Below are 24,698 nucleotides of genomic sequence, written 5' to 3'. Positions count from 1 at the left end.
GCTCCTAAAGAATAATCAATAGAGAAATAGAAATATTTCTCTATTGAAATTAAAAATAATTTTATATTCTATATTATTTAAATATTTACCTTAAAATTAAGATTGTAAAAGATAATTCCAACATTCTTGAAAGAAAAATAATAGGAATTTTCATACAAAAATCTTTAAATCATCATTAAACCAATAATGATTAATTTCCCCTTCATTTGAAACTGTATTAAAGCTATTCGGATTGTGATGATATAAACGAGTCGAAGTTGCTGTACCCGCATGAATATCATAAATAGGATGATCTATTTCTAAATCATAAATTTGCGTTAAATCATATACAGCAGTTTTATGGAGATGGCCATGCAACATTCCAAATAATCCTGTTGTACTCCACTTTTCTAAGGCAATTTTTCCCAAAACCGGACAATCCTTTATCCCATGCTTATTGTCAGGTGGTGTATAAAAAGGTTGATGGAAAACCACCAGCTTTATTTTATCTTTTGGCCCTTTCTCTAAACGCTCATAAGTATCTTGAATTTGTTCAATCGAAATATGCCCACGTGTGTGATAACGACGACGTATGCTGTTTACCCCAACAATATAGAAATGTTCGGTTTCTAAAGTCGGCTCTAGTTCACCAAAAAAATATCGATATCGGGTAAATGAAGAAAAAAAACGGTTCCAGACATGATACAAGGGAATATCATGATTTCCAGGCACCACAAGATAAGGAATATTGAGACTATCTAAAAACTGTCGGCATTTAAAAAATTGTTCATATCTGGCACGTTGGGTAATATCCCCACTCACAACAATCACTTCAGGCTGTTGCTGAATACAAAAGTATCTTATCGCCTCTAAACACTCTTTTTTTTCTGTGCCAAAGTGTAAATCAGACAGATGTAATAACATTCGGCACCATAATATTTAAAGCATTCTTTTCTACAGTGAAATTTAAAGGTGGTTTCATTTCTATAATTTCACCATCTAAAGCAACTGTAAGTTTCGATTTCTTTGCACATTCCACCACAACATGATCTGCACAAAAACTATATACGTCTTCTGCATCTTCAACTTTACCTTGAACCCATTGCCAAAGCATATTCAGTAAACTCAGCTTATCACTTTTTGTAATTACAACTCCAGCCACTCTTCCCTGTGCTGCACATTCTGCAATCCTGAGTTTCATATCACACAACTGTAATTGGTTATTTCCAAAAAAAATTAGAGGTGCTTTAACTGGATATTTTTTCCCATCTACCGTTATCGACAACTTCATGGATTTATTTTCTCTTAATAAAACATCTAAAGCTGAGGTATAAGCATGTAAAGGAAGCCTTCCTAAATATTTATTGTAAAGTTCGCGCTTTTTAATAAAGAGTGGATATAGACCTAAACTGGCATTATTCAAATAAATATGATCATTGATTGCTGCTATATGAACCGATCGAGGTGTACCTGTGGCAATAACTTCTACTGCGTTCAAAAGGTCTAATGGAATATCTAAAACTTTAGCAACGTAGTTAAAAGTCCCTAAAGGCAAAATTCCCATTGGAATAGATGTATTTTTAAGTTTAGATGCAACAGCATTTAAAGTGCCATCCCCACCAGCTGCAACAACCACCCCTCTATTTTCATTTTGTGAATGCCGATGGATCACATTATTCATCAAATCATCAAATGATGTATTTTCATTTAATTCAAAAACTTGTATCTCAAAATCATGTTCTGTTAACGCGGTCATCAGTTGCTCATAAACATCTTCATGCTTTGAAGCATGAAATCCTGATTTTTCATTGTAGATGATTGAAAGAGGTTTTAAGGGCCGCATTTTATTATCGTAAATAGGGATGTTTATTCTATTTTGTATATAAAATCACCTATTAAAAGTCTCTTTATGTAAATTTTGAATGATCTTCATTTGTTTAATCAATAATAATTCTCAAGAAATATTTAAGAGTTAATTTATTGATTTTAAACAAAATAATTTTAATAAATAACACACATACAACATAAAAATATGAAAGTATAAACCGTATAAAAAACTCTAACCAAATGATTTTCATTAAAAAACATTCAGAAACCCAAATATCTAATTGTTAGTCTTTAGTCTTATTTTTTTTATGATTTTATGCTTTAATACAGCCACTTTTTTATTTGATCTTTCATTGTACCCCAATGAATAGACTTGTACGTTGTACATATTTTGAATAGGCCTCACCATGACCACAGTGAACGCACCAGAATTCGTTCGTCATCCTAAGCTTATAGCATGGGTTGAAGAAATTGCAAACTTAACCAAACCAGCAAAAATCGAATGGTGTGACGGAAGCGAAGAAGAATCTCAACGTCTAATCGACTTGATGATCGCTAACGGCACCATGCAGAAATTAAACCAAGAAAAACATCCTGGTTCTTATCTTGCAAATTCTGACCCATCTGACGTTGCGCGTGTTGAAGATCGTACTTACATCTGCTCTCAAAATAAAGAAGATGCTGGTGCGACAAACAACTGGGAAGATCCAGCTGTTATGCGTGAAAAATTAAATGGTTTATTTGAAGGTTCAATGGAAGGTCGTACGATGTACGTTGTTCCTTTCTCTATGGGTCCTTTAGGTAGCCATATTGCTCATATCGGTATCGAGTTAACTGACTCTCCTTACGTTGCTGTTAGCATGCGCAAAATGGCACGTATGGGTAAAGCAGTTTATGACGTATTAGGTACAGACGGCGAATTCGTTCCTTGTGTACACACAGTAGGTGCACCACTTGCTGAAGGTCAAAAAGACGTTGCATGGCCATGTAACCCAGAGAAATATATCGTTCATTACCCTGAGACTCGTGAAATCTGGTCTTTCGGTTCTGGGTACGGCGGTAACGCATTACTTGGTAAAAAATGTTTAGCTCTTCGTATCGCTTCTGTCATGGGACGCGAACAAGGTTGGTTAGCTGAACACATGCTTATTCTTGGTGTAACTAACCCTCAAGGTGAAAAACACTACATCGCTGCTGCTTTCCCATCTGCTTGTGGTAAAACAAACTTTGCGATGTTAATTCCACCAGCAGGTTATGAAGGTTGGAAAATCGAAACTGTAGGTGACGATATTGCTTGGATCAAACCAGGTGAAGACGGTCGCTTATATGCAATTAACCCTGAAGCTGGTTTCTTCGGTGTAGCGCCTGGTACAAATACCAAGACTAACCCGAACTGTATGGCAACTCTTCATAAAGATGTTATCTACACAAACGTAGCAGTAACCGAAGATGGCCAAGTATGGTGGGAAGGTCTTTCTAAAGAAGTTCCAACAAACTTAACGAACTGGAAAGGTCAACCTCACGTAAACGGCGAAAAAGCAGCACATCCAAATGCTCGTTTCACTGTTGCAGCTGGTCAATGTCCATCTATCGATGCTGATTGGGAAAACCCAGCAGGTGTTCCAATTTCTGCATTCATCTTCGGTGGTCGTCGTGCAGATACTGTTCCTTTAGTTTCTGAAGCTTTTGACTGGGTTGACGGCGTTTATAAAGCTGCAACTATGGGTTCTGAAACTACAGCTGCTGCTGTTGGTCAACAAGGTATCGTTCGTCGTGACCCATTCGCGATGCTTCCATTTGCTGGCTATAACATGGCTGACTACTTCGATCACTGGTTAAGCCTTGGTCAAGAAGTAAGTACAAAAGCTGAAGCTGCTGGTAATAAATTACCAAAAATCTTCAATGTAAACTGGTTCCGTCGTGATGCTGAAGGCAACTTCGTATGGCCTGGTTTCGGTCAAAACATGCGTGTTCTTGAGTGGATCATTGACCGTTGTGAAGGTCGTGCAAACGCTGTTGAAACACCAATTGGCCTTGTTCCAACTTACGATGACTTGAACTGGGAAGGTACTGAGTTCTCTAAAGAAGAATTTGACCTTATCACAGCTCAAGATAAAGATCAGTGGGTTACTGAAATTGAAAGCCACACTGAGTTATTCAATAAACTTGGTGAGCGCTTACCAAAAGCATTAAAAGAACGTCAAGCAGCTTTACTTGAAGCTGTGAAAACTGGCTTCTAATTGCTGAATATAAAAAAGGCCGCTTTATGCGGCCTTTTTTATTATGCGGCATCATCTTTTAGTCGACGTTCAGATAAATAAGCTTCTAACACTTTTACCTGTGTCTCATTAAACGCTAAACCCAATTTAGATCTTCGCCAGAGTATGTCTTCTGCAGTATTTGCCCACTCATATCCACATAAATATTTAACTTCACATTCAAATAAATCGTGACCAAAATTTTGCCCCAATTGTTCTATAGCATTTCGTTCATGGAGCATGCTCCAAACTCTTGTGCCATATGCATGAGCCCAACGTTTGGCAAGGGATTCAGAAACTCCATTTACGCGTAATTGAATCTGGTTGATTAAATCATCTAGAGTGGTCCAGTTCTCAGCACCTGGTAATGGCTTATTGGCAGTCCACTCCTCTGCCATTTCACTAAAGAACGGAGACAAATGTTCTAAAGCAGCCTCAGCCAGTTTTCGATAAGTCGTAATCTTGCCGCCAAATACCGATAACAATGGTGCATTATTTTCTGCCTGTAGTGCCAAAGTATAGTCACGGGTAATTGCCGAAGGGTTATCAGACTCATCATCACATAAAGCGCGTACACCTGAGTACTGACTTACAATATCTGCTCGCGTTAACTGTTTTTTAAAATGTGAATTTGTGACCGTCAAAAGATAATCTATTTCTACATCGGTAATCTCTACCTTTTGTGGATCACCTTTATATTCCTGATCTGTTGTCCCAATGAGGGTATATTTTTCTAAATATGGAATTGCAAAAACGATGCGTCGGTCTTCATTTTGCATAATAAAGGCTTTATGACAGTCATATAGCTTTGGCACAACAATATGACTTCCTTGGATCAATCGGACTTGATAAGGTGATCTTAAGTTTAGGTTTTCACTAATAATTTCTTCAACCCAAGGACCAGCTGCATTTACTAAAGCTCTTGTACGTATCTGATAAACCTCAGCTCCACTTTGTAGTTCCAAGTACCACAGTTCTTGTTCTTTATAAGCCTTCACACATCGAGTCCGTGTCACGACTTTGGCACCCTGCTCTTTAGCTTGTAGCGCATTTAATACAACAAGACGTGCGTCATCTACAGTACAGTCAGAATATTCAAACCCACGCGTTATAGCTGGTTTCAAAGGACTATCTTCTTTGAAATAAATCAGATTTGAACCTAATAATTTTTCTCGTTTTCCCAAATGATCATAAAAAAATAGACCAGCTCGAATTAGCCAAGCAGGACGCAAATGTGGCCGATGCGGCATAATAAAACGCATTGGTGCAATAATATGTGGCGCTTTAGCCAACAACACTTCTCGCTCTGCTAATGCTTCTCTGACCAACCTGAATTCTTTATGTTCTAAATAACGTAGACCGCCATGAATTAATTTACTGCTAGCAGATGAGGTATGACTGGCTAAATCATCCTTTTCACATAAAAACACGGATAATCCACGGCCTACTGCATCATTAGCAATACCGACGCCATTAATACCGCCACCAATTACGGCAATATCATATACTTTTGAATAATCATTAGATTGTATTTTCATTTCTCATATTCTTTTTATTGTTGATCTTATAAAAATTAAAACATCAAATTGATGAAACAACAATCTAAAAAGTAGAATAATCAAATTTGAATTAGCAAACCTTTAGCCATTAATTGATTACTCTACAATTTAATTAATTTAAGAAAAAATCAATCCTCAGCCCAATTTTGACTACGCTTAACCGCCTTAAGCCAACCTTTATAAATCAGCTCAGATTGTTCAGCAGACATTTTTGGCTCAAATACCTTTTCTATGGCAGATTTATTTCTCAACTCATGAAGATCCTGCCAAAAACCCGTCGCCAAACCTGCAAGGAAAGCTGCACCCAAAGCAGTTGTTTCCTTCATTATTGGGCGTTCTACTGGTGTCGCTAAAATATCGGCTTGGAATTGCATTAAGAAATTATTTTCCGTTACGCCACCATCAACACGGAGAGTCCGAAGCTCTTCTTCGGCATCTTGCTGCATGGCATCAAGTACATCTCTTGTCTGGTAAGCAATGGACTCTAAAGTTGCACGAATAATATGTTCAATGCTGGCTCCACGTGTCAGACCAAAAATTGCCCCACGCGCTGTTGGGTCCCAATACGGTGCACCTAATCCAGTAAAAGCAGGAACTACATATACTCCATTACTGTCTTTTACCCGTGTTGCATAAAGCTCAGAGTCTTTAGCGTTCTTAATGACTTTTAACTCATCACGTAACCACTGTACACAAGAGCCACCATTAAATACGGCACCCTCTAAAGCATAGTTCACCTCACCGCTCGCACCACATGCAATAGTTGTGAGTAATCCATGCTCTGAACGGACAATTTTTTTACCCGTGTTCATGAGTAAAAAGCAGCCAGTACCGTAAGTATTTTTAGCCTGTCCTGCCTCAACACACATTTGTCCAAAAAGCGCAGCTTGTTGATCACCTGCAATTCCCGCAATTGGAATACCGACTTCTTGCCCACTAATGGTATGTGTATATCCATAAACCTCAGATGAACTTCGTACCTCAGGTAACATTGCTTTAGGGATATCTAAGGCCTGTAAAAGCTTTTCATCCCATTCAAGCTTTTCAATATCAAACAGCATAGTTCGTGAAGCATTGGTAAAATCAGTGACGTGAACACCGCCATTGGTTAATTTCCAGATTAACCATGTATCCACCGTACCAAACAACAACTCTCCTCGCTTAGCGCGCTCACGACTTCCGTCAACGTGATCTAAAATCCATTTAATTTTTGTGGCCGAAAAATAAGGATCAATGACTAAACCCGTTGTTTTACGGATATATTCTTGCCAACCAGCTTTATGCAATTGATTACAAATTTCAGTCGTCTGTCGGCTTTGCCAAACAATTGCATTGTAAATCGGCTTGCCTGTTTTTTTATCCCAAACAACTGTAGTTTCGCGCTGGTTTGTAATGCCAATTGCCGCAACTTGTTCACTCTTAATGCCAGCTTGAGCCAATGCCTCTACCCATACCGCACTTTGTGTTGCCCAAATTTCCATAGGGTCATGCTCAACCCAACCCGGCTGAGGATATATTTGAGTAAATTCTTTTTGAGCAATACTGACAACGTTTGCATCATGGTCTAAAACAATTGCTCTTGAGCTTGTTGTTCCCTGATCAAAAGCAACAATATATTTTTTTGGGCAATTTGACATCTGAATGTCCCTTTCATTATCTACACACATCTAGTCCACAATGCTAAGACATTATGTCCAACTGTATTTATTTAAAATTTTCTTTGGAATATATCATTATTTTTAAGGGATATAGGTTTTCTTCTTCCAAACATTGCTCATTCTTTATCAGTTTTTACTAATTGGGAAAAAATAACAGCCCAAAGTTTCAGATAAGATCACAAAAACCAGTTGGTCGACTGATTTGAAATCACATAAATATTCAACTTATTCCTTCGCTTAAATAATAAACATTGTTTTACAGACATAAAAAAAATAAAGTGAAATACTCTTCTAGATAATATGAAAAATCAGAATAAATCTTCTCTTTTTTAGCATTCAACCCAAGCAAAACATGGAGCGAATCATGGTTGATCAACCTTCTACCGCAACACCTCCACATTCTAATTTAGATACAAAAACTCGTCTAAAATCAATTTTGGGCGGTTCTGCCGGCAACCTTGTCGAATGGTACGACTGGTATGTATATGCCGCATTTACGCTCTATTTTGCTCATGCCTTTTTCCCAAAAGGAAGTCAAACAGCTCAACTCCTACAAGCAGCTGCAATTTTTGCAGTAGGTTTCCTTATGCGTCCCATCGGCGCATGGATTATGGGGATTTATTCAGACCGTAAAGGACGTAAGGCGGGCCTTACACTTTCCGTTACTTTAATGTGTGTTGGTTCTCTACTGATTGCAGTTACACCATCTTATGAAAGCATTGGTGTATTTGCCCCATTACTTCTGGTTGTTGCACGTTTAATACAAGGCCTAAGCGTAGGCGGTGAATATGGTGCAAGCGCTACTTATTTAAGTGAAATGGCAGAAAAAAATCGGCGTGGTTTTTTCTCAAGCTTTCAATATGTCACTTTAATTGCTGGACAGCTCACTGCCTTGTGTGTACTCCTCATTTTACAAATGGTACTTACCGAACAACAATTGCATGATTGGGGATGGCGTATTCCATTCTTTATTGGCGCTTTACTTGCGATTGTTGTGTTCCGTATTCGTCGTGGCTTACTAGAAACTCAATCTTTTAAAAATGCTCAAGCTGAAAAAGACCAACCACAATCGGGTATGTTTGCTTTATTTAAACACTACCCTAAAGAAGCGTTCACCGTATTATTCTTAACTGCTGGTGGTACTTTAGCTTTCTATACTTACACGACCTATTTACAGAAATATTTAGTAAATACTTCTGGTTTTTCTAAACCTGAAGCTACTCAAATTACCACTTTAGCGTTATTTATTTTCATGTGTCTACAACCTTTAGCAGGTGCTTTATCAGACCGAATTGGTCGAAAACCTCTTATGATTTTCTTCGGAATAACAGGTGTTTTATTCACATACATTTTATTTGATGCACTTGCAAACACGCATAACTACTGGACAGCATTTTGGTTATGTTTTGGAGGTCTAGTAATGGTGACTGGCTACACTTCAATTAATGCTGTAGTGAAGGCCGAACTTTTCCCTGCTCATATTCGCGCTTTAGGAGTAGCTTTACCCTATGCGATTGCCAATACTTTGTTTGGTGGCACAGCAGAGTTTTTCGCATTAAGTTTCAAAGAGGCTGGACATGAATCTTGGTACTTTATTTATGTCAGTGTCATGATTTTCATTTCATTACTCATTTATATTTTTATGAAAGACACTAAGCATCATTCAAAAATTAAAGAGCATTAATATTTTACAATTAGAGCCAATATCGTCAGTTAATATTGGCTCTAACCAAGCGAATAAGCACAAACAACCCTTCTATTTTATGAGATACTTCATATAAGAAAATAAGGACGATACTGATGAACAAAAGTATTTTATGTTTGGCATTAAGTAGTATGTTTATTTTAACTGCTTGTCAGACTACACCTCGACAATATAATGGTTCAACTGGCTATCAGATTGAAAACCAAACTAAAACTTCAGCGACTTTAGCTTATACTTTAGCTGGTCGTAGTAACCAGCAACTTGATGAGCGTAAATTACAACGTGCTTGCCAAAATGTGTTAGGTGCTCAGAAAGTTTATAAATTATCAATTTTAAGTGTCAATGAAATTCCAAACCCAGCTAAAGATGAGCAGTATGGAATTAAACTTGGTGAAACTCGTGCTTCTTTCGGTTTATCAAACACACCAAGTTTAAATAATGGTGAAGATTACGCGACTCGCCAAGCACTTGAAGCTCGCCCAAGCACATTAAAAGTGGTTCGTTATACTTGTTCATAAAATAAAGAAAGACGCTGTTCTTTTACAGCGTCTTATAAAAACTTACATTTCTAAATTCTCTTGCTTCATCCAGATCTGGCCACGTAGTAGCGCTTCTTTCTTCAATTTTTTCATATTTTGGATGACTAAAATTTTTAACTCGGCTATCTGCCACCCAAACTTCTGGCGCAAATTTTAAAAATTCGTCTAAGAAAAAGCGGTTACATTGGTCATATAACACATCAGCAGCCAATAGAACATCAACTTGTTCAGCTTTATATAAATCGTCCAAATATTCGAGCTCTACACTATTAAGCAATGCATTTTCACGGCAAGCATTTAGACTAACTTGATCAATGTCACAGCAAATTACTCGTTTTGCTCCTGCCATTTTTGCAGCAATAGCGACTACACCAGAACCCGCGCCAAAATCTAATACCACTTTATCTTTAATATGGTGCGGCTCTGCAAGTATCCACTGAGCCATCGCCAAACCTGATGCCCAACAGAAAATCCAATACGGCGTGTCATTCCAAATACGACGAATAACTTCATCATCTAAACGATCAGTCGGGAAAACTGGCGGAATCAACCATAAAGAAATTGGAGTTTCAGGCAACTGTTGTGCCATTAATTCACAGTGAGGAATGACTTCATGTAAGGCTTGAAGTAAATGTTCTGGAGCTTTGTTCAATTGAAAGGTGCAGCTCATAAATAAGCTCAACAATTTATAATTACTATTTGCTTAACTACATTGTGAGCAAGACTAAAACTACGGCTTATAACATGATAGCCTTTAGTTACTAAAAAATACGTTAGTTCAATTCCACTGTATTAATTACAACAACGGTTTGGTCTTGCGTAGCTTCGCTACTCATCCCGAAAGAAAAGTAGCATACGAAGTCCTAACATTTGCTTTAAATGCTAGGACGCCGCCGTGAATAAATTAACCTAAAGCTTTTTCAGCAGCTTCTACAGTTTGACGAATCAAAGTTGTAATGGTCATTGGGCCAACACCACCCGGTACTGGCGTGTAAGAAGAAGCAATTTCTTCAATACCTTGTAATTGAATATCGCCAACACCACCACCATCACGCGGATGGAAACCAGCATCTACAACAACTGCACCTTGTTTAATCCAGTCTTTTTGAATAAGTTCAGCTTTACCTACAGCACCAACAATAATGTCAGCTTGTTTTACAAGCTCAGGTAAATTTTGTGTACGTGAATGACAAATCGTTACTGTTGCATTTGCTTGTAACAACATCATTGCCATTGGTTTACCTAAAATTGCTGAACGGCCAACTACAACTGCATGTTTGCCCGCAATTTCGATATTGTTTTCTTTGAGAATCGTCATAATGCCAGCAGGAGTCGCTGAACCATACGCAGCTTCACCCATTGCCATACGGCCAAAACCAAGGCAAGTTACGCCATCAACATCTTTTGCTAATGAGATTGCATCAAAACATGCACGCTCATCAATTTGTGCAGGAACTGGATGTTGTAAAAGAATACCGTGAACATCTGGATTGGCATTTAGCTTTTCAATTTCAGCTAACAATTGTTCTGTTGTCGTTTCTTGTGGTAATTCGATTTTTAATGAATCCATACCTACGCGGCGGCAGGCATTACCTTTCATACGTACATAAGTTGCAGATGCACCGTCATCCCCAACCAAAATAGTCGCCAAAATAGGGGTACGACCTGTTTTTGCTTTTAAAGCTTCAACACGTACCGACAAATTTTCTTCAATTTGCTTTGCTAATGCACGACCGTCTAAAACCAATGCCACAGCACATCTCCAAGGTAGACATGAATTTAATGTGCCAATAATACATGATAATTTCGCTAATTTTATTCTAGATGTTGTTTTTATGTGCATCTTCGCTCAAAACGGTATTGTTTTTTTCGTAAAGGTTGCTAATATGTGCATCACCAAATGTAGGCGGGGTGGCAGAGTGGTCATGCAGCGGACTGCAACTCCGTGGACGCCGGTTCGATTCCGACCTCCGCCTCCAAATTTGGTAAAGCCCGGGTGGTGAAATAGGTAGACACAGGGGATTTAAAATCCCCCGCCCACAAAGCGTGCCGGTTCGAGTCCGGCCCCGGGCACCATCTTCAAGTACTGAATATGGTGTCATAAAGAATCCAGCGTAAGCTGGTTTTTTTATATCTAAAAAAAGGGCTACATATGTAACCCCCTATTCTTTCATACTTTAAGCAGTCTTCTGATCTTGCTTTAAAGGCGTCAAATTCAGATCCAATACAATATCATTTTGCCTGCTTGAATCCACTTGATATTCAGCATTCTTAATTGAATCTAAAAATACCCACTCTGAATGAACTTGTGCCTGATCGAGAGTAACGAGCAAGTATCCGCGTTGATTTAAATTACAATAGGCCAATTCATCAATTAATGTAGTAAACGCAAACTCAAACTGCTGTAACTGTGCCAATGGAATACTTAAATATTTTTCTAAGCCAGGAGATGATACAGAGCTTGTTGCCAGTTCAACACCTACATATTTTCCTTTTTGGCTATATAAATAAGATGCCCATGCGTTGTGTGTATCTCCCGCAAGCACAATCATCTTTTTATTAAACTCTGCCAATTTATCGTATACAAACTCTCTCTCAGCATAGTAACCATCCCAAGCATCAAGATTGTATGGTGCAACCGTCATAATCCTTGCTTTTTCTTGAACTGTTAATGTCGGATCATTTTGTTGTAAACGAAGTTTTAAAGTGACCAACTCGGTAATTTGTGCGTTCATCTTAGCAAGTGTATCAGGAGACGCTCCCCCTGAAGTAATTTGCCCTAAAGATGCCAGCAATTCGGCTGGAATCCACATTTTACTCATTAAGACTTGCTGCCCCACCACATTCCATGTTGCTGTAGATTGCTTTAATTTATCGACCAACCAATCTCTTTGCGTATATCCCATTAAAGTACGCGCCGGATTTGTTAAATCTGCTTGAAATTTTGCAATATCTAAGCCAGAGGCTGTCATATAGTCCGCATATTCAAGTTGCTTGTCACGCGCAATAATGCGTGTATCTAGCATAGTGAGTTGGACAAGAGAGCCAAAGTTAAACTGGCGATAAATATTTAAATGGTCAGAACTAGAAACTGGACGAATCGGCATCCATTCAAAATAAGCTTGCAGAGCAGCTAATTTACGATCTGAGAAAGACCCTTCGTTACTTTGATGGTTTTCCGCACCATCACGCCAAGCATCGTTCGCTAACTCGTGATCATCCCAAATTACAATAAAAGGATGGCGTTGATGAGCTGCTTGTAAATCTTTATCCTGACGATAAAGTGCATAGCGTTTGCGATAATCATCTAATTTAATAATTTCTTTATTATTGTCAGCAGGTAACGTACGACCTAGCTTTGCAGCATCTTCTGTCGCATAACCATCTGCCCCATATTCATAAATATAGTCACCTAAATGAATAATGACATCGACGTTTTGTTTTGCCATTTCACGATAAACATAAAAGTAACCCGCAGGATAGTTAGAGCAAGAACATACTGCAAAGCTTACTTTATAGGTCGATGTTGGTAATGTTTTCGTCTGCCCTACTGGTGAAACCTTACTACCAAACTTAAAACGGTAGTAGTACACCATATCTGGTTGTAAACCAACTGCATCAACTTTCACTGTAAAGTCATCAGTTTTGCTTGTTTCAACCATCCCCGTCTTTAAATTTTGTTTAAACTGATTATCGGTTGAAATTTCCCACACAACTTTTAAACGCACCCCAGAGTCTGTAGGTGTCACTCGTGTCCATAAGATGACTTTATCCTGTAAGGGGTCTCCACTTGCAACACCATGAAGAAAATCTGCTTGTATTTGCGGACTTTCATCATCGGAACCATCATTACAACCAGTGAAAGCAACAGGCATAGATGAAGCCCCAAAACCGAGTAGACTTTTTTGAATTAATTCTCGGCGTGAAATTTTCTCTGACATAAAATTCTCTAAGTTTTAAGCAATGAGTGCTTTAAACTTAAGTACATAAGATGAACGTCTGATCTCAGTTTGATGAACAAATCATGACACAAACTGGTTAATTTATATAAATACCGACAAGAACTGATTGAAAATAAAGCAAACTCTCTGTTTTTCTCTTGCCAATCGCGCACTTGTCCTCTATTATTGCGCACATGCCCGGGTGGTGAAATAGGTAGACACAGGGGATTTAAAATCCCCCGCCCACAAAGCGTGCCGGTTCGAGTCCGGCCCCGGGCACCATTTTCAACTATTGAATTTGGTGCTACAAAGAATCCAGCGTAAGCTGGTTTTTTTATGTCTGATGAAAATAAAAATTATGATAAAAACAATCATATTTATTTCCACCCTACTTTTTATATCAATTGCAGATGCCGAAGATATATTTAACGGCACAATCTTATTTAAAAATAATGATTGGCACTTTATACGTTTCTCTCTACTCAGGATGACTACCTAATCAAAACATCTCAAGATGTAATTACTCAATTAAAAGCATTACAACATAAAAAGACAACCTATTGAATAAGCGTATTAGCAGATGTGAATGAGCAGCAAAATGGACATTTAATTTTAGAAATTAAAAAAATAGATAAGGTACATTTAAAAGCATCATGTCATTTATTAGATGCGATTGAAAATTTTGAGAATCGAGAGTAATTACCACTCTCGATTCATAACCAGCTCTTCCATTTCAAGATCTAAAAATCCTGCATCTTGAACTACCATCATCATTGCCTCAGCAATGTAATCGGCAGCACTATCATCAAGCGATGAATCCAGATCTTCAAACTGCGGTTTCATTTCATTAATTTCATTTACAGTCTGATGAGCATATCGATAAACATCTTGATCAGCTAAAGCAGGCTTCTGAACTTTTTTAGCAAATTGTTCAATAAGCTGCTTAAGTTCAGCGACCAAAATATCTGGATAATATTCATCATCAAACATTGGGAGAAGTAGGTCTTCGAACATACAAAAGATTACACAACAGCAAAAACTTGCCGCTTATAACATATTTTCGCAAAAATCACGAGATTTTTACCCGACCCACTCTTCCACTTTATTTAAAGAGACAATGATCTAGTCTACTTTTCCAAGATTACATTTCAAGCTTGTTGCATAGCTTGCCAAACTAAAACAGCCTCATGCATCGCTTTCACATCATGTGCTCTTACAATCGATGCTCCTTGCTGAATACTCAACAAATGCCCAGTAACGCTTCCTACAGCACGCTGATCAGCAGCTGCACCTTTCAAAGCCTCACCTATAAAGCGTTTACGAGAAAGACCAGATAAAATTGGATAGCCCAATTCATTAAGTTTCCAAAATTCTTTTAATAATTTTAAATTCTGCTGTGCATTTTTTGCAAAACCAAATCCAGGATCAATAATAATATTATGTTGTTGAATTCCAGCAGCTAGAGCCTCATCAATGCGCTGTTGCAACTCCTGCATCACATCTAACGTTACATCAGTGTACTGATCCAACTGATTCATTGTGGTTGGCTCACCACGCATATGCATAATAACTACAGGTATATCTAACTCTGCTGCGGTCTTCAATGCATTAGGGCGTGTTAGAGCGCGTACATCATTCCAAATATGCGCCCCTGCTGCTTTTGCTGCACGAATCACCTCTGGCTGGCTCGTGTCGATTGATAAAATAACATTATGCCGAGACAAAACTTCAACTACAGGTACCACACGGCGTATTTCTTCTTCAATCGCCACTTCTGAAGCACCAGGTCGAGTAGATTCACCACCAATATCAATAATAGTCGCACCTTGTTGAATCATACTAAGCGCATGCTCAATCGCTTGGTCTAATTGATTATGTTTACCACCATCGCTAAAAGAATCTGGGGTAACATTTAAAATACCCATAACATGTGGCTGAGATAAATCTAGTTGAAGCTGTCCACACTGTAAAATCTGCTTGGGTAAAGATATTAACTGCATAAAAAGCTCCGGTTCAAAATCAGGTGATATTTTAGCAAGTCTATACTTTACATGCTGTTGATTTCTTTTCAGCTTTAGCCGAATTTAAGACAAATAAAAAAGCCACATGAATGTGGCTTTTTTATTAATTAACTTAATTCATCGCTGGTAATGGCGGTGGAGTAGATGGACCATCTTTCGGTGGTTCAAATGCCGATACCGGATTTTCAGCAATATAAACTTTAGGTGGTTGAGGCTCGCGACCTTCCATGATGTCACGGATTTGCTCACGATCAATAGTTTCCCATTCCATCAACGCTTTAACCATAGCATGTGCGATATCTTTATTATTTTCCAAGATATCACGAGCAACTTTATATTGTTCATCTAAAATACGGCGTACTTCCTGATCAACCTGTTGTTGAGTTGCTTCAGAAATTGTGCGGCTACCTACGTTACCGAAGAATCCATTTTGATTTTCATCTTCGTAAACCATAACACCCATTTTGTCAGACATACCGTACTTCGTAACCATCGCACGAGCCATTTTCGTAGCACGCTCAAAGTCATTTGAAGCACCAGTCGATTGCTGCTGAATAAAGACTTCTTCAGCAATACGGCCACCAAACAAAATTGCAATTTCATTTAACATTTTGTCTTTATAGTGGCTAATCTGATCTTGTTCAGGTAACTGCCAAGTTACACCTAAAGCCCAACCACGCGGCATAATTGTTACTTTATGCACAGGGTCAGTACCCGGTAAAATCTCAGCAACAATTGCATGTCCAGCTTCATGGTAAGCTGTTGCGCGGCGTTCTTCTTCACGCAGAACCATTGATTTGCGTTCTGGCCCCATATAGATCTTGTCTTTTGCATCTTCAAAGTCATGCATATCGACAGTGTTCTTATTACGGCGAGCAGCAAATAAGGCAGCTTCGTTTACAAGGTTTGCCAACTGAGCACCAGAGAAACCAGGTGTACCACGTGATAAGACTTTAACATCTACACCAGTCACTGAAGGTAACTTTTTCAAATGTACATTCAGGATTTGCTCACGACCACGGATGTCCGGTAGACCTACCATAACTTGACGGTCGAAACGGCCTGGACGTAACAATGCTTTATCCAACACATCAACACGGTTAGTTGCAGCAATAACGATTACGCCTTCATTACCTTCAAAACCATCCATCTCTACGAGCATTTGGTTTAAGGTTTGTTCGCGTTCATCATGTCCACCGCCAGTACCTGAACCACGGTGACGACCTACTGCATCAATCTCATCAATAAAGATGATACATGGTGCATGACGTTTTGCTTGTTCAAACATATCACGGACACGGGACGCACCCACACCCACAAACATCTCAACAAAATCAGAACCAGAAATGCTGAAGAATGGAACTTTTGCTTCACCAGCAATTGCTTTAGCTAATAACGTTTTACCAGTACCTGGAGGACCAACCATAAGTACGCCACGTGGAATTGTAGCGCCCAAACGTTTGAACTTTGCAGGATCTTTTAAGAAATCTACAATTTCTACAACTTCTTGCTTCGCCTCATCACAACCAGCAACGTCAGCAAAAGTCACTTTGATTTGGTCTTCAGAAAGCATTTTTGCTTTTGACTTACCAAAACTCATCGGACCATTTTTACCGCCTGCACCACCACCCATGTTACGCATAAAGAACATGAATAACAGAATGATTAACAGTACAGGGAAACTAGCAATGAGAAGTTGCATCAAAATGCCTTGACGTTGTGGTGCTGTGCCCTCTACAACAACATTTTGCTTGTTTAAGCTTGGCATAAGTTCAGTGTCTTCAACTTGCGGACGAACAGTTTCAAACTGAGATCCGTTAGTTTTTTCACCACTAATATTTAAACCGTCAATCGTGACTTGCTTAATTTGGCCAGCATTCACCGCTGCAACAAAATCTGAATATTTCATTGCAGAAGGCTTATTGCGGTCACTGATATTACTGAAAATTAAAATCAGAACACCCAGTATTATTAGCCACAATACGGCATTCTTGAAGTAATCGCTCAAAGCTTTATTCCCATATCGATCTAATTTGATCATGCCTAATCTTGGCCGATCTTCTTAAAAACAGCAATTGTCTTGCTTGCGGATAACCTAAAAGATACAAAATGCACAATTTTTAGGAGCTTGGCAAGTAAACTTTATTGCAATGCTTTCTTACGCCCTTGTCCAACCAAAAAAACTTCTTTAGATCGTGCCCGAGAAGCTGCTGGTTTTGCTGTTTTTAACACATCAAAACTATCAACGACTTGTTTACGAAACTCATCAAATCCTGCGCCTTGGAACACTTTAACAACAAATTGTCCATTTGGACCCAAGACTTTTTGAGCAAAGTCTAAAGCAAGTTCACATAAGTAAATCTGTCGAGGTTGATCAACAGCCCTATTACCTGATGTATTGGGGGCCATATCAGAAATTACAATGTCTACTTGTCTTCCATTTAAAATATTTAACAATTTTTCAAATACTGCTTCTTCTCTGAAGTCGCCTTGTAAGAAAGTGACATCCGGCAAAGCATCCATAGGTAAAATATCGGAAGCAATAACCAACCCCTTGCTACCAACAAGTTTCCCAGCAATTTGCGACCAACTCCCAGGAGCCGCTCCCAAATCAACCACTGTCATGCCTGGCTTGATCAACTTATATTTTTCTTGAATTTCAAGAAGTTTATATGCTGCTCGTGCACGATATCCTTCCTTTTGTGCTTTTTTTACAAAAGGATCGTCTAGATGTTCCCTCATCCACGCACGACTACTTTTAGACAATTTTTGGTTTGTAATGCGTGTTGCCATAACTCACTAAATATCAAAAAAACTTCTGATTGCTCATTGTACGTGAAAATTACTCTCATTACAGTACGGATGTAACGTAATCTCAATAACTTTTACAGTTTTTTTCCAATAATGTTGATCGATTATTTATACAGTTTTTCGTACATTTGATTTTAAGTTTTTTGCTATACTAAGTCGTTTTTAAAATCAGGTATTTTTAATGGCCGCTTTATCTATTCATGAACGTAAACGTTTACGTCAAATTGGTCATGTGCTTAATCCGGTTGTCATGATTGGTGGACAAGGCTTAACAGATGCTGTAATCGAAGAAACTCTTCGTGCTTTGAATGATCATGAACTCATCAAAGTAAAAGTTGCTGGCGAAGATCGTGAAGCTCGTGCTGCTGTAATCGATGCCATTGTTGAAGCAACTGGTGCTGAAGCTGTGCAAAAAATTGGTAAAATTGTTTTACTTTACAAAAAAGCAGCTAAACAGAACCAACACTTATCTAACCTTGTTCGTCACGCTCACTTAGCAAACTAATTTATTGACTACTTTATGGCAAGTTACGAACTTTCAGCTTTTGATCGTTTTCATGCTGTTTCTGTTGTTGGCGCAATTGAACAGCAAACCCCACATACATTAAATGTGGGTTTTTGGATTCGTGATCCAAACCAACTTATTATCTGGCCTCAAGAAGTTGCAGCTCATCCCCGCCAAGATTTTTTGTGGGAAGAGACTTGTTTTGAGATTTTTATTGGCGTGCATGGTGAAGATTTCTATCGGGAAATTAATCTTTCTCCTTCTCAAGCATGGCAAACTTACCAGTTTGAAGAATATCGCTATCCGGAAAGCATGCCTCCCCTCGTTGCTTACGATATCGAGCTTAATCATCTCAAGCGTACTCACTACGGCTTAAATGTAAGTCTTGATTTAGGTCAGTTTATGCAGCAGCATCATTTAAAATGGGCAAACCTTTATTTAGGTTTAACCGCTGTTTTAAAGACTAAAGATGGTATGCAGTACTATGCAATGCAACATAGTGGACAAAATGCTGATTTTCACAATAAACGTGATTGGCTACATCAGTTTTAAAAATAAAAAAGCGAGAAATTGATTCTCGCTTTTTTATTAATTTTATGAAGCTAAACTTAGTTATCTCTTGCTTTGTTCCAAGCTTCAACCGCATTATTTTTAGTGCGTTTCAAACTCTCACTTAAAGAATCTTTATGCTTCAAAGAGATTTGGCTAATGTCACCTTTAAGTTCTTTGGTGACTTTTGTTAAGTCTTCAATTAATGCATTAATTTCAGCTTTTAATGTATTTTTTAGCTCATTTAATCCTTCTTGAGACGTATTGAACTGAGCTTTAATCACATCAAGACGTTGTAAAATATCTTGTTTAATCTGAGCAAACTGATTTTGAATGTTTTGGTTCAACTCTTGAGTCTCAGTCTCAATTTTTTCTTCAGTTTCACTCAATACAACTTTTACTTGTTCTTGAGTTTCATTTATAGCTTCTTTAACTTGCGAAGTTGCTTCTTGAGCGACTTCTTTTACCTGTTCTGTTTTTTCAGCTACAACTTCTTTTACCTGCGTCGCTTTAGCACTCACTGCTTTTTTAGCACGGGTCGTTGTTTTAGCAACAGCTTCTTTCACTTCGGTTACTTCAGCCTTAACAACATCTGCAACTGTAGAAGCGTTTTCAGCTATATCTTTTGAAACTTGATTGCTCATACTATTTCCTCATATTGTTTATTTTTTTCTGAGATTACAATAAGTGGAATTAGCTTAATTTAACCGCCAGATTGTTAGACAATTTGCCAAAAGTATCAATTTCAGACAAGCGGATGAATATTTTTGCAAAAAGCAAGCAAGGAATTATATTTTTTAATAGAAAACAAATAGACTTTTTAGGGTTCCATGCGTATAATGCGCTGTTAAGTTACAAGCGGGCAGACCGATGAGGAGGGGCATGTTTTTTTAGAACATCGCCTATCTTTTTTAGGTCTACTCGCTTTTTTACAGCCGAAATTCAGGAGCTTTGGTTTGAGCATCCCCGCCATTTTAGCCCTCGCAGATGGAACGATCTTTAAAGGAACGTCAATCGGCGCAACGGGAAGTACGACTGGTGAAGTCGTTTTTAACACAGCCATGACAGGCTATCAAGAAATTTTGACTGACCCAAGTTATGCACAACAAATTGTGACATTAACTTACCCTCATATTGGTAACACTGGTTGCAACGAAGAAGACGTTGAATCTGGTCGTATCCATAAAGTATGGGCGAATGGTTTAATTATTCGTGACCTTCCACTACTACACAGTAACTTCCGTTCTGAGCAGTCGTTAGGTGAATATTTACAAGCGCACAATGTTGTTGCAATTGCTGATATTGATACACGTAAACTTACTCGTATTTTACGTGACAAAGGTGCACAAAATGGTTGCATCCTTGCTGGCGAAAATATTACTGAAGAAGAAGCTATTGCTAAAGCTCGCGCTTTTGGTGGTCTAAATGGTTTAGACCTTGCTAAAGAGTGCTGTGATCCAACAGGTTTTGAATGGTCTGAAGGTTCATGGGTATTAGGTAAGGGCTTTACACAACCTGAGTTAAAATATCATGTGGTTGCATACGATTATGGTGTCAAAACCAACATCTTGCGTATGCTCGCAGACCGCGGTTGCAAACTTACTGTTGTCCCTGCTGAAACTCCGGCTGAAAAAGTATTAGCACTTAATCCAGATGGCGTATTCCTTTCAAACGGTCCTGGTGACCCAGCTGCTTGTGACTATGCAATCGAAGCTGTAAACACTATTGTTGAAACCACAACATTACCTGTATTTGGTATCTGTTTAGGACACCAAATCTTGGCACTCGCTTCTGGTGCAAAAACTGTAAAAATGAATCATGGTCACCACGGTGCAAACCACCCTGTACAAAATCTTGAAGATGGTACAGTGATGATTACATCTCAAAACCATGGTTTTGCTGTAGATGCAGAAACATTACCGGCTAACTTAAAAGCAACGCATAAATCATTGTTCGATGGCACCTTACAAGGTATCCACCGTACTGACAAACCAGCTTTCAGCTTCCAAGGTCACCCTGAAGCAAGCCCTGGTCCACATGATTGTGCACCTTTGTTCGATCACTTCATCGAACTTATCGAAGCATCTAAACAGTAATTACGGAGCGAATAATGCCTAAACGTACGGATATTAAAAGCATCTTAATTATTGGTGCTGGCCCGATTGTGATTGGACAGGCATGTGAGTTTGACTACTCAGGTGCTCAAGCATGTAAAGCACTTCGTGAAGAAGGCTATCGTGTTATTTTGGTTAACTCTAACCCAGCGACCATTATGACTGACCCTTCAATGGCGGATGCAACTTACATTGAGCCAATTACTTGGCAAACTGTTGCTCAAATCATTGAAAAAGAGCGTCCAGATGCAGTCCTTCCAACTATGGGTGGACAAACTGCATTGAACTGCGCACTTGCACTGGATGAAAACGGCGTATTAGCGAAATACAACGTAGAACTTATTGGTGCAACGAAAGAAGCGATTGAAAAAGCTGAAGACCGTAAACTCTTCGACATCGCTATGCGCAAAATCGGTTTGGAATGTCCAAAAGCTGCTATTGCTGAAACCATGGAAGAAGCTTTGGAAATCCAATCTCGCTTTGGTTTCCCAGTAATTATCCGTCCATCATTTACAATGGGCGGTTCAGGCGGCGGTATTGCATATAACCGTGAAGAATTCCTTGAAATTTGTGAACGCGGTTTCGACCTCTCTCCTACTCACCAGTTATTGATTGATGAATCTTTAATTGGCTGGAAAGAATACGAAATGGAAGTTGTTCGTGACAAAAACGACAACTGTATTATCGTATGTGCGATCGAAAACTTTGACCCAATGGGTGTTCACACAGGTGACTCAATCACTGTAGCACCAGCTCAAACATTAACTGACAAAGAATACCAATTGATGCGTAATGCTTCAGTTGCGGTTCTTCGTGAAATTGGTGTTGAGACAGGTGGTTCTAACGTTCAGTTCGGTATTAACCCGAAAGACGGCCGTATGGTTGTGATCGAGATGAACCCTCGTGTATCTCGTTCGTCTGCGCTTGCTTCTAAAGCAACTGGTTTCCCGATTGCAAAAATTGCTGCGAAACTAGCTGTTGGTTATACCCTTGATGAATTGAAAAATGACATCACTGGCGGTGTAACTCCTGCGAGCTTTGAACCATCAATCGACTATGTTGTAACGAAGATTCCTCGTTTTAACTTCGAGAAATTCCCACAAGCAGAACCAGTTCTTACCACTCAGATGAAATCTGTTGGTGAAGTCATGGCAATTGGCCGTAACTTCCAAGAATCTGTACAAAAAGCATTACGTGGTCTTGAAGTTGGTGTAAGCGGTTTCGATGAAAAAATCGAAGCTGGTGCAACAAATGTAAAAGAAACCATTTTAAAAGAGCTTAAAGTTCCAGGTCCTGAGCGTATTTGGTACGTAGCAGATGCATTCCGTCATGGCTTCTCTTTAGATGACGTATTTGAAGCAACTAAGATTGACCGTTGGTTCTTGATCCAAATTCAAGATATCGTTAAGACAGAAGCTCAAGTAAAAACTTTAGGTTTTGGTGATCTAACTGCTGAAAATATCCGTTCGTTCAAACGTAAAGGTTTATCTGACCTTCGTATTGCGAACCTTATGGGTATTTCTCAAAAGCAATTCCGTAAGCAACGTTGGAACTTGGGTGTTTATCCAGTTTACAAACGTGTTGATACATGTGCTGCCGAGTTTGAATCTGGTACAGCATATATGTATTCAACTTACGATGAAGAATGTGAAGCAAATCCATCAAACCGTGACAAGATCATGGTCATTGGTGGTGGTCCAAACCGTATTGGTCAAGGTATCGAATTTGACTATTGCTGTGTACACGCTGCTTTAGCAATGCGTGAAGACGGTTATGAAACAATCATGGTGAACTGTAACCCTGAAACTGTTTCTACCGACTATGATACATCTGACCGTTTATACTTCGAACCTGTAACACTTGAAGATGTTCTTGAAATCGTACGTACTGAGAAGCCAAAAGGCGTAATCGTACAATACGGTGGTCAGACTCCACTTAAGTTAGCACGTGCTTTAGAAGAAGCTGGTACTCCTATTATCGGTACTTCTCCAGATGCAATTGACCGCGCAGAAGACCGTGAACGTTTCCAACAAATGATTCAACGTTTACAGCTTCGTCAGCCAAACAACAGCATTGTAAAATCTGCTGAAGAAGGTATCTCTGAAGCTGCGAAAGTTGGTTATCCGTTAGTTGTTCGCCCATCTTATGTATTGGGTGGTCGCGCAATGGAAATCGTGTATAACGAAGATGAACTTAAACGTTACCTTCGTGAAGCAGTTCAGGCATCTAATGAAGCGCCTGTTCTTCTTGACCATTTCCTTGATGATGCAACTGAAGTTGACGTTGACTGCGTATCTGACGGTAAAGATGTCGTAATCGGCGGTATCATGCAGCACATCGAACAAGCTGGTATTCACTCTGGTGACTCAGCATGTTCTATTCCTCCTTACTCTCTTTCTAAAGAAGTTCAGGATGAAATGCGTCGTCAAACAGTTGCTATGGCGAAAGAACTTGGTGTAGTTGGTTTAATGAACGTTCAGTTCGCAGTTAAAGGCGACGATATTTACGTTCTTGAAGTAAACCCACGTGCATCACGTACTGTTCCGTTCGTATCGAAATGTATTGGTGAATCTTTAGCAAAAGTAGCTGCTCGTTGTATGGCGGGTCAATCACTTGAATCTCAAGGCTTTACTAAAGAAATCATTCCAACTCACTTTGCTGTGAAAGAAGCTGTTTTCCCATTTGCTAAGTTCCAAGGCGTAGACCCAATGCTTGGGCCTGAGATGAAATCTACAGGTGAAGTAATGGGCGTTGGTAAGACATTTGGCGAAGCGTTCTATAAAGCCGTTTTAGGTTCAAATGACCGTTTACCAGGCCTACCAACTGAAGGCGAAGAAAAGATTGCTTTCTTATCTGTTCGTGAATCTGATAAGAAATATATTGCTGATATCGCTAAAAAGTTCGTGGCATATGGTTTCAAACTGGTAGCAACAGGTGGAACGTATAAAGTACTTAAAGAAGCAGGTTTGGAATGTGAACCTGTAAATAAAGTAACTGAAGGACGTCCACATATTGTTGACCGCTTGAAAAATGGTGAAATACACCTTATTGTCAACACTACTGAAGGCAAACAAGCTCAATATGATTCTGCAATGATTCGTCGTGCTGCCCTACAAGGCAAAGTGTATTACACAACGACTATCAATGGTGCAGAAGCGGTTTGCCAAGCCTTTGCTGTGAAATTGCCAATGGATGTATACCGCTTGCAAGATTTAACTGTAGGTTAATTTTT

At 39.0% G+C, this 24,698-nt stretch carries 19 protein-coding genes and 3 tRNA genes; 10 read left to right on the top strand and 12 right to left on the bottom strand.

The genetic code is table 11. The features are described from left to right. Nucleotides 1-150: 150 nt before the first annotated feature. Complete coding sequence (locus tag NE363_RS04110) at nt 151-903, bottom strand: metallophosphoesterase family protein (protein ID WP_445535873.1); 753 nt, start codon at nt 901-903, stop codon at nt 151-153. Next, nucleotides 884-1,822 carry a diacylglycerol/lipid kinase family protein gene (locus tag NE363_RS04105; protein WP_445535872.1) on the bottom strand — a complete coding sequence of 313 codons (939 nt, stop codon included), beginning with the start codon at nt 1,820-1,822 and terminating at the stop codon, nt 884-886. Before NE363_RS04105 ends, NE363_RS04110 begins: the two co-directional genes overlap by 20 nt. A gap of 391 nt (nt 1,823-2,213) precedes the next feature. On the opposite strand from NE363_RS04105, the gene NE363_RS04100 reads away from it, so the two are divergent. Next, nucleotides 2,214-4,046 carry a phosphoenolpyruvate carboxykinase (GTP) gene (locus NE363_RS04100; protein ID WP_004699652.1) on the top strand — a complete coding sequence of 611 codons (1,833 nt, stop codon included), beginning with the start codon at nt 2,214-2,216 and terminating at the stop codon, nt 4,044-4,046. Between the two features lie 41 nt (nt 4,047-4,087). On the opposite strand, the gene glpD is transcribed toward NE363_RS04100, so the two are convergent. Both glpD and glpK read right to left on the bottom strand, forming a co-directional pair. Continuing rightward, nucleotides 4,088-5,602 carry a glycerol-3-phosphate dehydrogenase gene (glpD, locus tag NE363_RS04095; protein WP_445535871.1) on the bottom strand — a complete coding sequence of 505 codons (1,515 nt, stop codon included), beginning with the start codon at nt 5,600-5,602 and terminating at the stop codon, nt 4,088-4,090. A gap of 149 nt (nt 5,603-5,751) precedes the next feature. Next, the gene (glpK, locus tag NE363_RS04090) at nt 5,752-7,260 is read right to left on the bottom strand and encodes a glycerol kinase GlpK (protein WP_311069491.1); all 1,509 of its coding nucleotides are present in this window, start codon (nt 7,258-7,260) and stop codon (nt 5,752-5,754) included. A gap of 373 nt (nt 7,261-7,633) precedes the next feature. Here glpK and NE363_RS04085 point away from each other — a divergent pair, with 373 nt between their 5' ends. Next, a complete protein-coding gene (locus NE363_RS04085) occupies nt 7,634-8,965 on the top strand; it encodes an MFS transporter (protein ID WP_346788781.1) in 1,332 nt (443 codons plus the stop codon). A gap of 116 nt (nt 8,966-9,081) precedes the next feature. Further along, nucleotides 9,082-9,504: a hypothetical protein gene (locus NE363_RS04080; RefSeq protein ID WP_004699645.1), complete on the top strand. Its 423-nt coding sequence runs from the start codon at nt 9,082-9,084 to the stop codon at nt 9,502-9,504. Between the two features lie 22 nt (nt 9,505-9,526). Here the strand turns inward: NE363_RS04080 and NE363_RS04075 are convergent, their stop codons facing one another. Both NE363_RS04075 and folD read right to left on the bottom strand, forming a co-directional pair. Beyond that, nucleotides 9,527-10,195 carry a class I SAM-dependent methyltransferase gene (locus NE363_RS04075; protein WP_445535870.1) on the bottom strand — a complete coding sequence of 223 codons (669 nt, stop codon included), beginning with the start codon at nt 10,193-10,195 and terminating at the stop codon, nt 9,527-9,529. A 234-nt stretch (nt 10,196-10,429) separates the two neighbouring features. Beyond that, complete coding sequence (gene folD, locus NE363_RS04070) at nt 10,430-11,278, bottom strand: bifunctional methylenetetrahydrofolate dehydrogenase/methenyltetrahydrofolate cyclohydrolase FolD (protein WP_445535869.1); 849 nt, start codon at nt 11,276-11,278, stop codon at nt 10,430-10,432. Between the two features lie 152 nt (nt 11,279-11,430). Here folD and NE363_RS04065 point away from each other — a divergent pair. Together NE363_RS04065 and NE363_RS04060 are read left to right on the top strand one after the other, a co-directional pair. Continuing rightward, nucleotides 11,431-11,504: transfer RNA gene (locus NE363_RS04065), tRNA-Cys, on the top strand. A gap of 11 nt (nt 11,505-11,515) precedes the next feature. After that, nucleotides 11,516-11,601: transfer RNA gene (locus tag NE363_RS04060), tRNA-Leu, on the top strand. A gap of 101 nt (nt 11,602-11,702) precedes the next feature. On the opposite strand, the gene NE363_RS04055 is transcribed toward NE363_RS04060, so the two are convergent. After that, on the bottom strand, nt 11,703-13,466 hold the full coding sequence (locus NE363_RS04055; RefSeq protein ID WP_445535868.1) for an alkaline phosphatase D family protein: 1,764 nt from the start codon (nt 13,464-13,466) through the stop codon (nt 11,703-11,705). A gap of 196 nt (nt 13,467-13,662) precedes the next feature. On the opposite strand from NE363_RS04055, the gene NE363_RS04050 reads away from it, so the two are divergent. Continuing rightward, a tRNA-Leu gene (locus tag NE363_RS04050) sits at nt 13,663-13,748 on the top strand. Between the two features lie 417 nt (nt 13,749-14,165). Here NE363_RS04050 and NE363_RS04045 read toward each other — a convergent pair. From NE363_RS04045 to rlmE, 4 genes are all read right to left on the bottom strand, one after another. Further along, nucleotides 14,166-14,480 carry a DUF5713 family protein gene (locus NE363_RS04045; protein WP_004699637.1) on the bottom strand — a complete coding sequence of 105 codons (315 nt, stop codon included), beginning with the start codon at nt 14,478-14,480 and terminating at the stop codon, nt 14,166-14,168. Nucleotides 14,481-14,614: 134 nt separating this feature from the next. Then, nucleotides 14,615-15,466, bottom strand: a complete 852-nt coding sequence (folP, locus tag NE363_RS04040; protein ID WP_445535867.1) for a dihydropteroate synthase — start codon at nt 15,464-15,466, stop codon at nt 14,615-14,617. Nucleotides 15,467-15,599: 133 nt separating this feature from the next. Beyond that, a complete protein-coding gene (gene ftsH, locus NE363_RS04035) occupies nt 15,600-17,495 on the bottom strand; it encodes an ATP-dependent zinc metalloprotease FtsH (protein WP_025469076.1) in 1,896 nt (631 codons plus the stop codon). 134 nt (nt 17,496-17,629) lie between these two features. Beyond that, complete coding sequence (gene rlmE / locus NE363_RS04030) at nt 17,630-18,280, bottom strand: 23S rRNA (uridine(2552)-2'-O)-methyltransferase RlmE (RefSeq protein ID WP_000235573.1); 651 nt, start codon at nt 18,278-18,280, stop codon at nt 17,630-17,632. 199 nt (nt 18,281-18,479) lie between these two features. Here rlmE and yhbY point away from each other — a divergent pair, with 199 nt between their 5' ends. Next, on the top strand, nt 18,480-18,803 hold the full coding sequence (gene yhbY, locus NE363_RS04025) for a ribosome assembly RNA-binding protein YhbY (RefSeq protein WP_004699631.1): 324 nt from the start codon (nt 18,480-18,482) through the stop codon (nt 18,801-18,803). 15 nt (nt 18,804-18,818) lie between these two features. Next, nucleotides 18,819-19,355, top strand: coding sequence for a DOMON-like domain-containing protein (locus tag NE363_RS04020; RefSeq protein ID WP_039253004.1), 537 nt, complete (start codon nt 18,819-18,821; stop codon nt 19,353-19,355). Nucleotides 19,356-19,411: 56 nt separating this feature from the next. On the opposite strand, the gene NE363_RS04015 is transcribed toward NE363_RS04020, so the two are convergent. Then, nucleotides 19,412-19,996, bottom strand: coding sequence for a hypothetical protein (locus NE363_RS04015; protein WP_049065668.1), 585 nt, complete (start codon nt 19,994-19,996; stop codon nt 19,412-19,414). A 312-nt stretch (nt 19,997-20,308) separates the two neighbouring features. Between NE363_RS04015 and carA the strand changes: the two genes are divergently transcribed. After that, complete coding sequence (gene carA / locus NE363_RS04010; RefSeq protein WP_039253009.1) at nt 20,309-21,448, top strand: glutamine-hydrolyzing carbamoyl-phosphate synthase small subunit; 1,140 nt, start codon at nt 20,309-20,311, stop codon at nt 21,446-21,448. Nucleotides 21,449-21,462: 14 nt separating this feature from the next. Next, nucleotides 21,463-24,693 (top strand): carbamoyl-phosphate synthase large subunit, encoded by a 3,231-nt coding sequence (gene carB / locus NE363_RS04005; RefSeq protein WP_311069497.1) that lies wholly within the window; start codon nt 21,463-21,465, stop codon nt 24,691-24,693. The last annotated feature ends 5 nt before the right edge of the window (nt 24,694-24,698 follow it).

It is taken from the genome of Acinetobacter sp. G18 (assembly GCF_052660225.1).
Note: the sequence above shows the minus strand (reverse complement) of the source record. Positions and strands in the feature narration are given on the sequence as shown.

Excerpts from the sequence above, each read along its gene's own strand:
- folP (WP_445535867.1), bottom strand. The coding sequence starts at position 15,466 with ATGCAGTTAATATCTTTACCCAAGCAGATTTTACAGTGTGGACAGCTT.
- yhbY (WP_004699631.1), top strand. The coding sequence starts at position 18,480 with ATGGCCGCTTTATCTATTCATGAACGTAAACGTTTACGTCAAATTGGT.
- NE363_RS04015 (WP_049065668.1), bottom strand. The coding sequence starts at position 19,996 with ATGAGCAATCAAGTTTCAAAAGATATAGCTGAAAACGCTTCTACAGTT.
- NE363_RS04020 (WP_039253004.1), top strand. The coding sequence starts at position 18,819 with ATGGCAAGTTACGAACTTTCAGCTTTTGATCGTTTTCATGCTGTTTCT.
- glpD (WP_445535871.1), bottom strand. The coding sequence starts at position 5,602 with ATGAAAATACAATCTAATGATTATTCAAAAGTATATGATATTGCCGTA.
- NE363_RS04080 (WP_004699645.1), top strand. The coding sequence starts at position 9,082 with ATGAACAAAAGTATTTTATGTTTGGCATTAAGTAGTATGTTTATTTTA.
- NE363_RS04110 (WP_445535873.1), bottom strand. The coding sequence starts at position 903 with ATGTTATTACATCTGTCTGATTTACACTTTGGCACAGAAAAAAAAGAG.
- NE363_RS04100 (WP_004699652.1), top strand. The coding sequence starts at position 2,214 with ATGACCACAGTGAACGCACCAGAATTCGTTCGTCATCCTAAGCTTATA.
- carB (WP_311069497.1), top strand. The coding sequence starts at position 21,463 with ATGCCTAAACGTACGGATATTAAAAGCATCTTAATTATTGGTGCTGGC.
- rlmE (WP_000235573.1), bottom strand. The coding sequence starts at position 18,280 with ATGGCAACACGCATTACAAACCAAAAATTGTCTAAAAGTAGTCGTGCG.
- NE363_RS04045 (WP_004699637.1), bottom strand. The coding sequence starts at position 14,480 with ATGTTCGAAGACCTACTTCTCCCAATGTTTGATGATGAATATTATCCA.
- NE363_RS04055 (WP_445535868.1), bottom strand. The coding sequence starts at position 13,466 with ATGTCAGAGAAAATTTCACGCCGAGAATTAATTCAAAAAAGTCTACTC.
- glpK (WP_311069491.1), bottom strand. The coding sequence starts at position 7,260 with ATGTCAAATTGCCCAAAAAAATATATTGTTGCTTTTGATCAGGGAACA.
- NE363_RS04085 (WP_346788781.1), top strand. The coding sequence starts at position 7,634 with ATGGAGCGAATCATGGTTGATCAACCTTCTACCGCAACACCTCCACAT.
- NE363_RS04075 (WP_445535870.1), bottom strand. The coding sequence starts at position 10,195 with ATGAGCTGCACCTTTCAATTGAACAAAGCTCCAGAACATTTACTTCAA.
- NE363_RS04105 (WP_445535872.1), bottom strand. The coding sequence starts at position 1,822 with ATGCGGCCCTTAAAACCTCTTTCAATCATCTACAATGAAAAATCAGGA.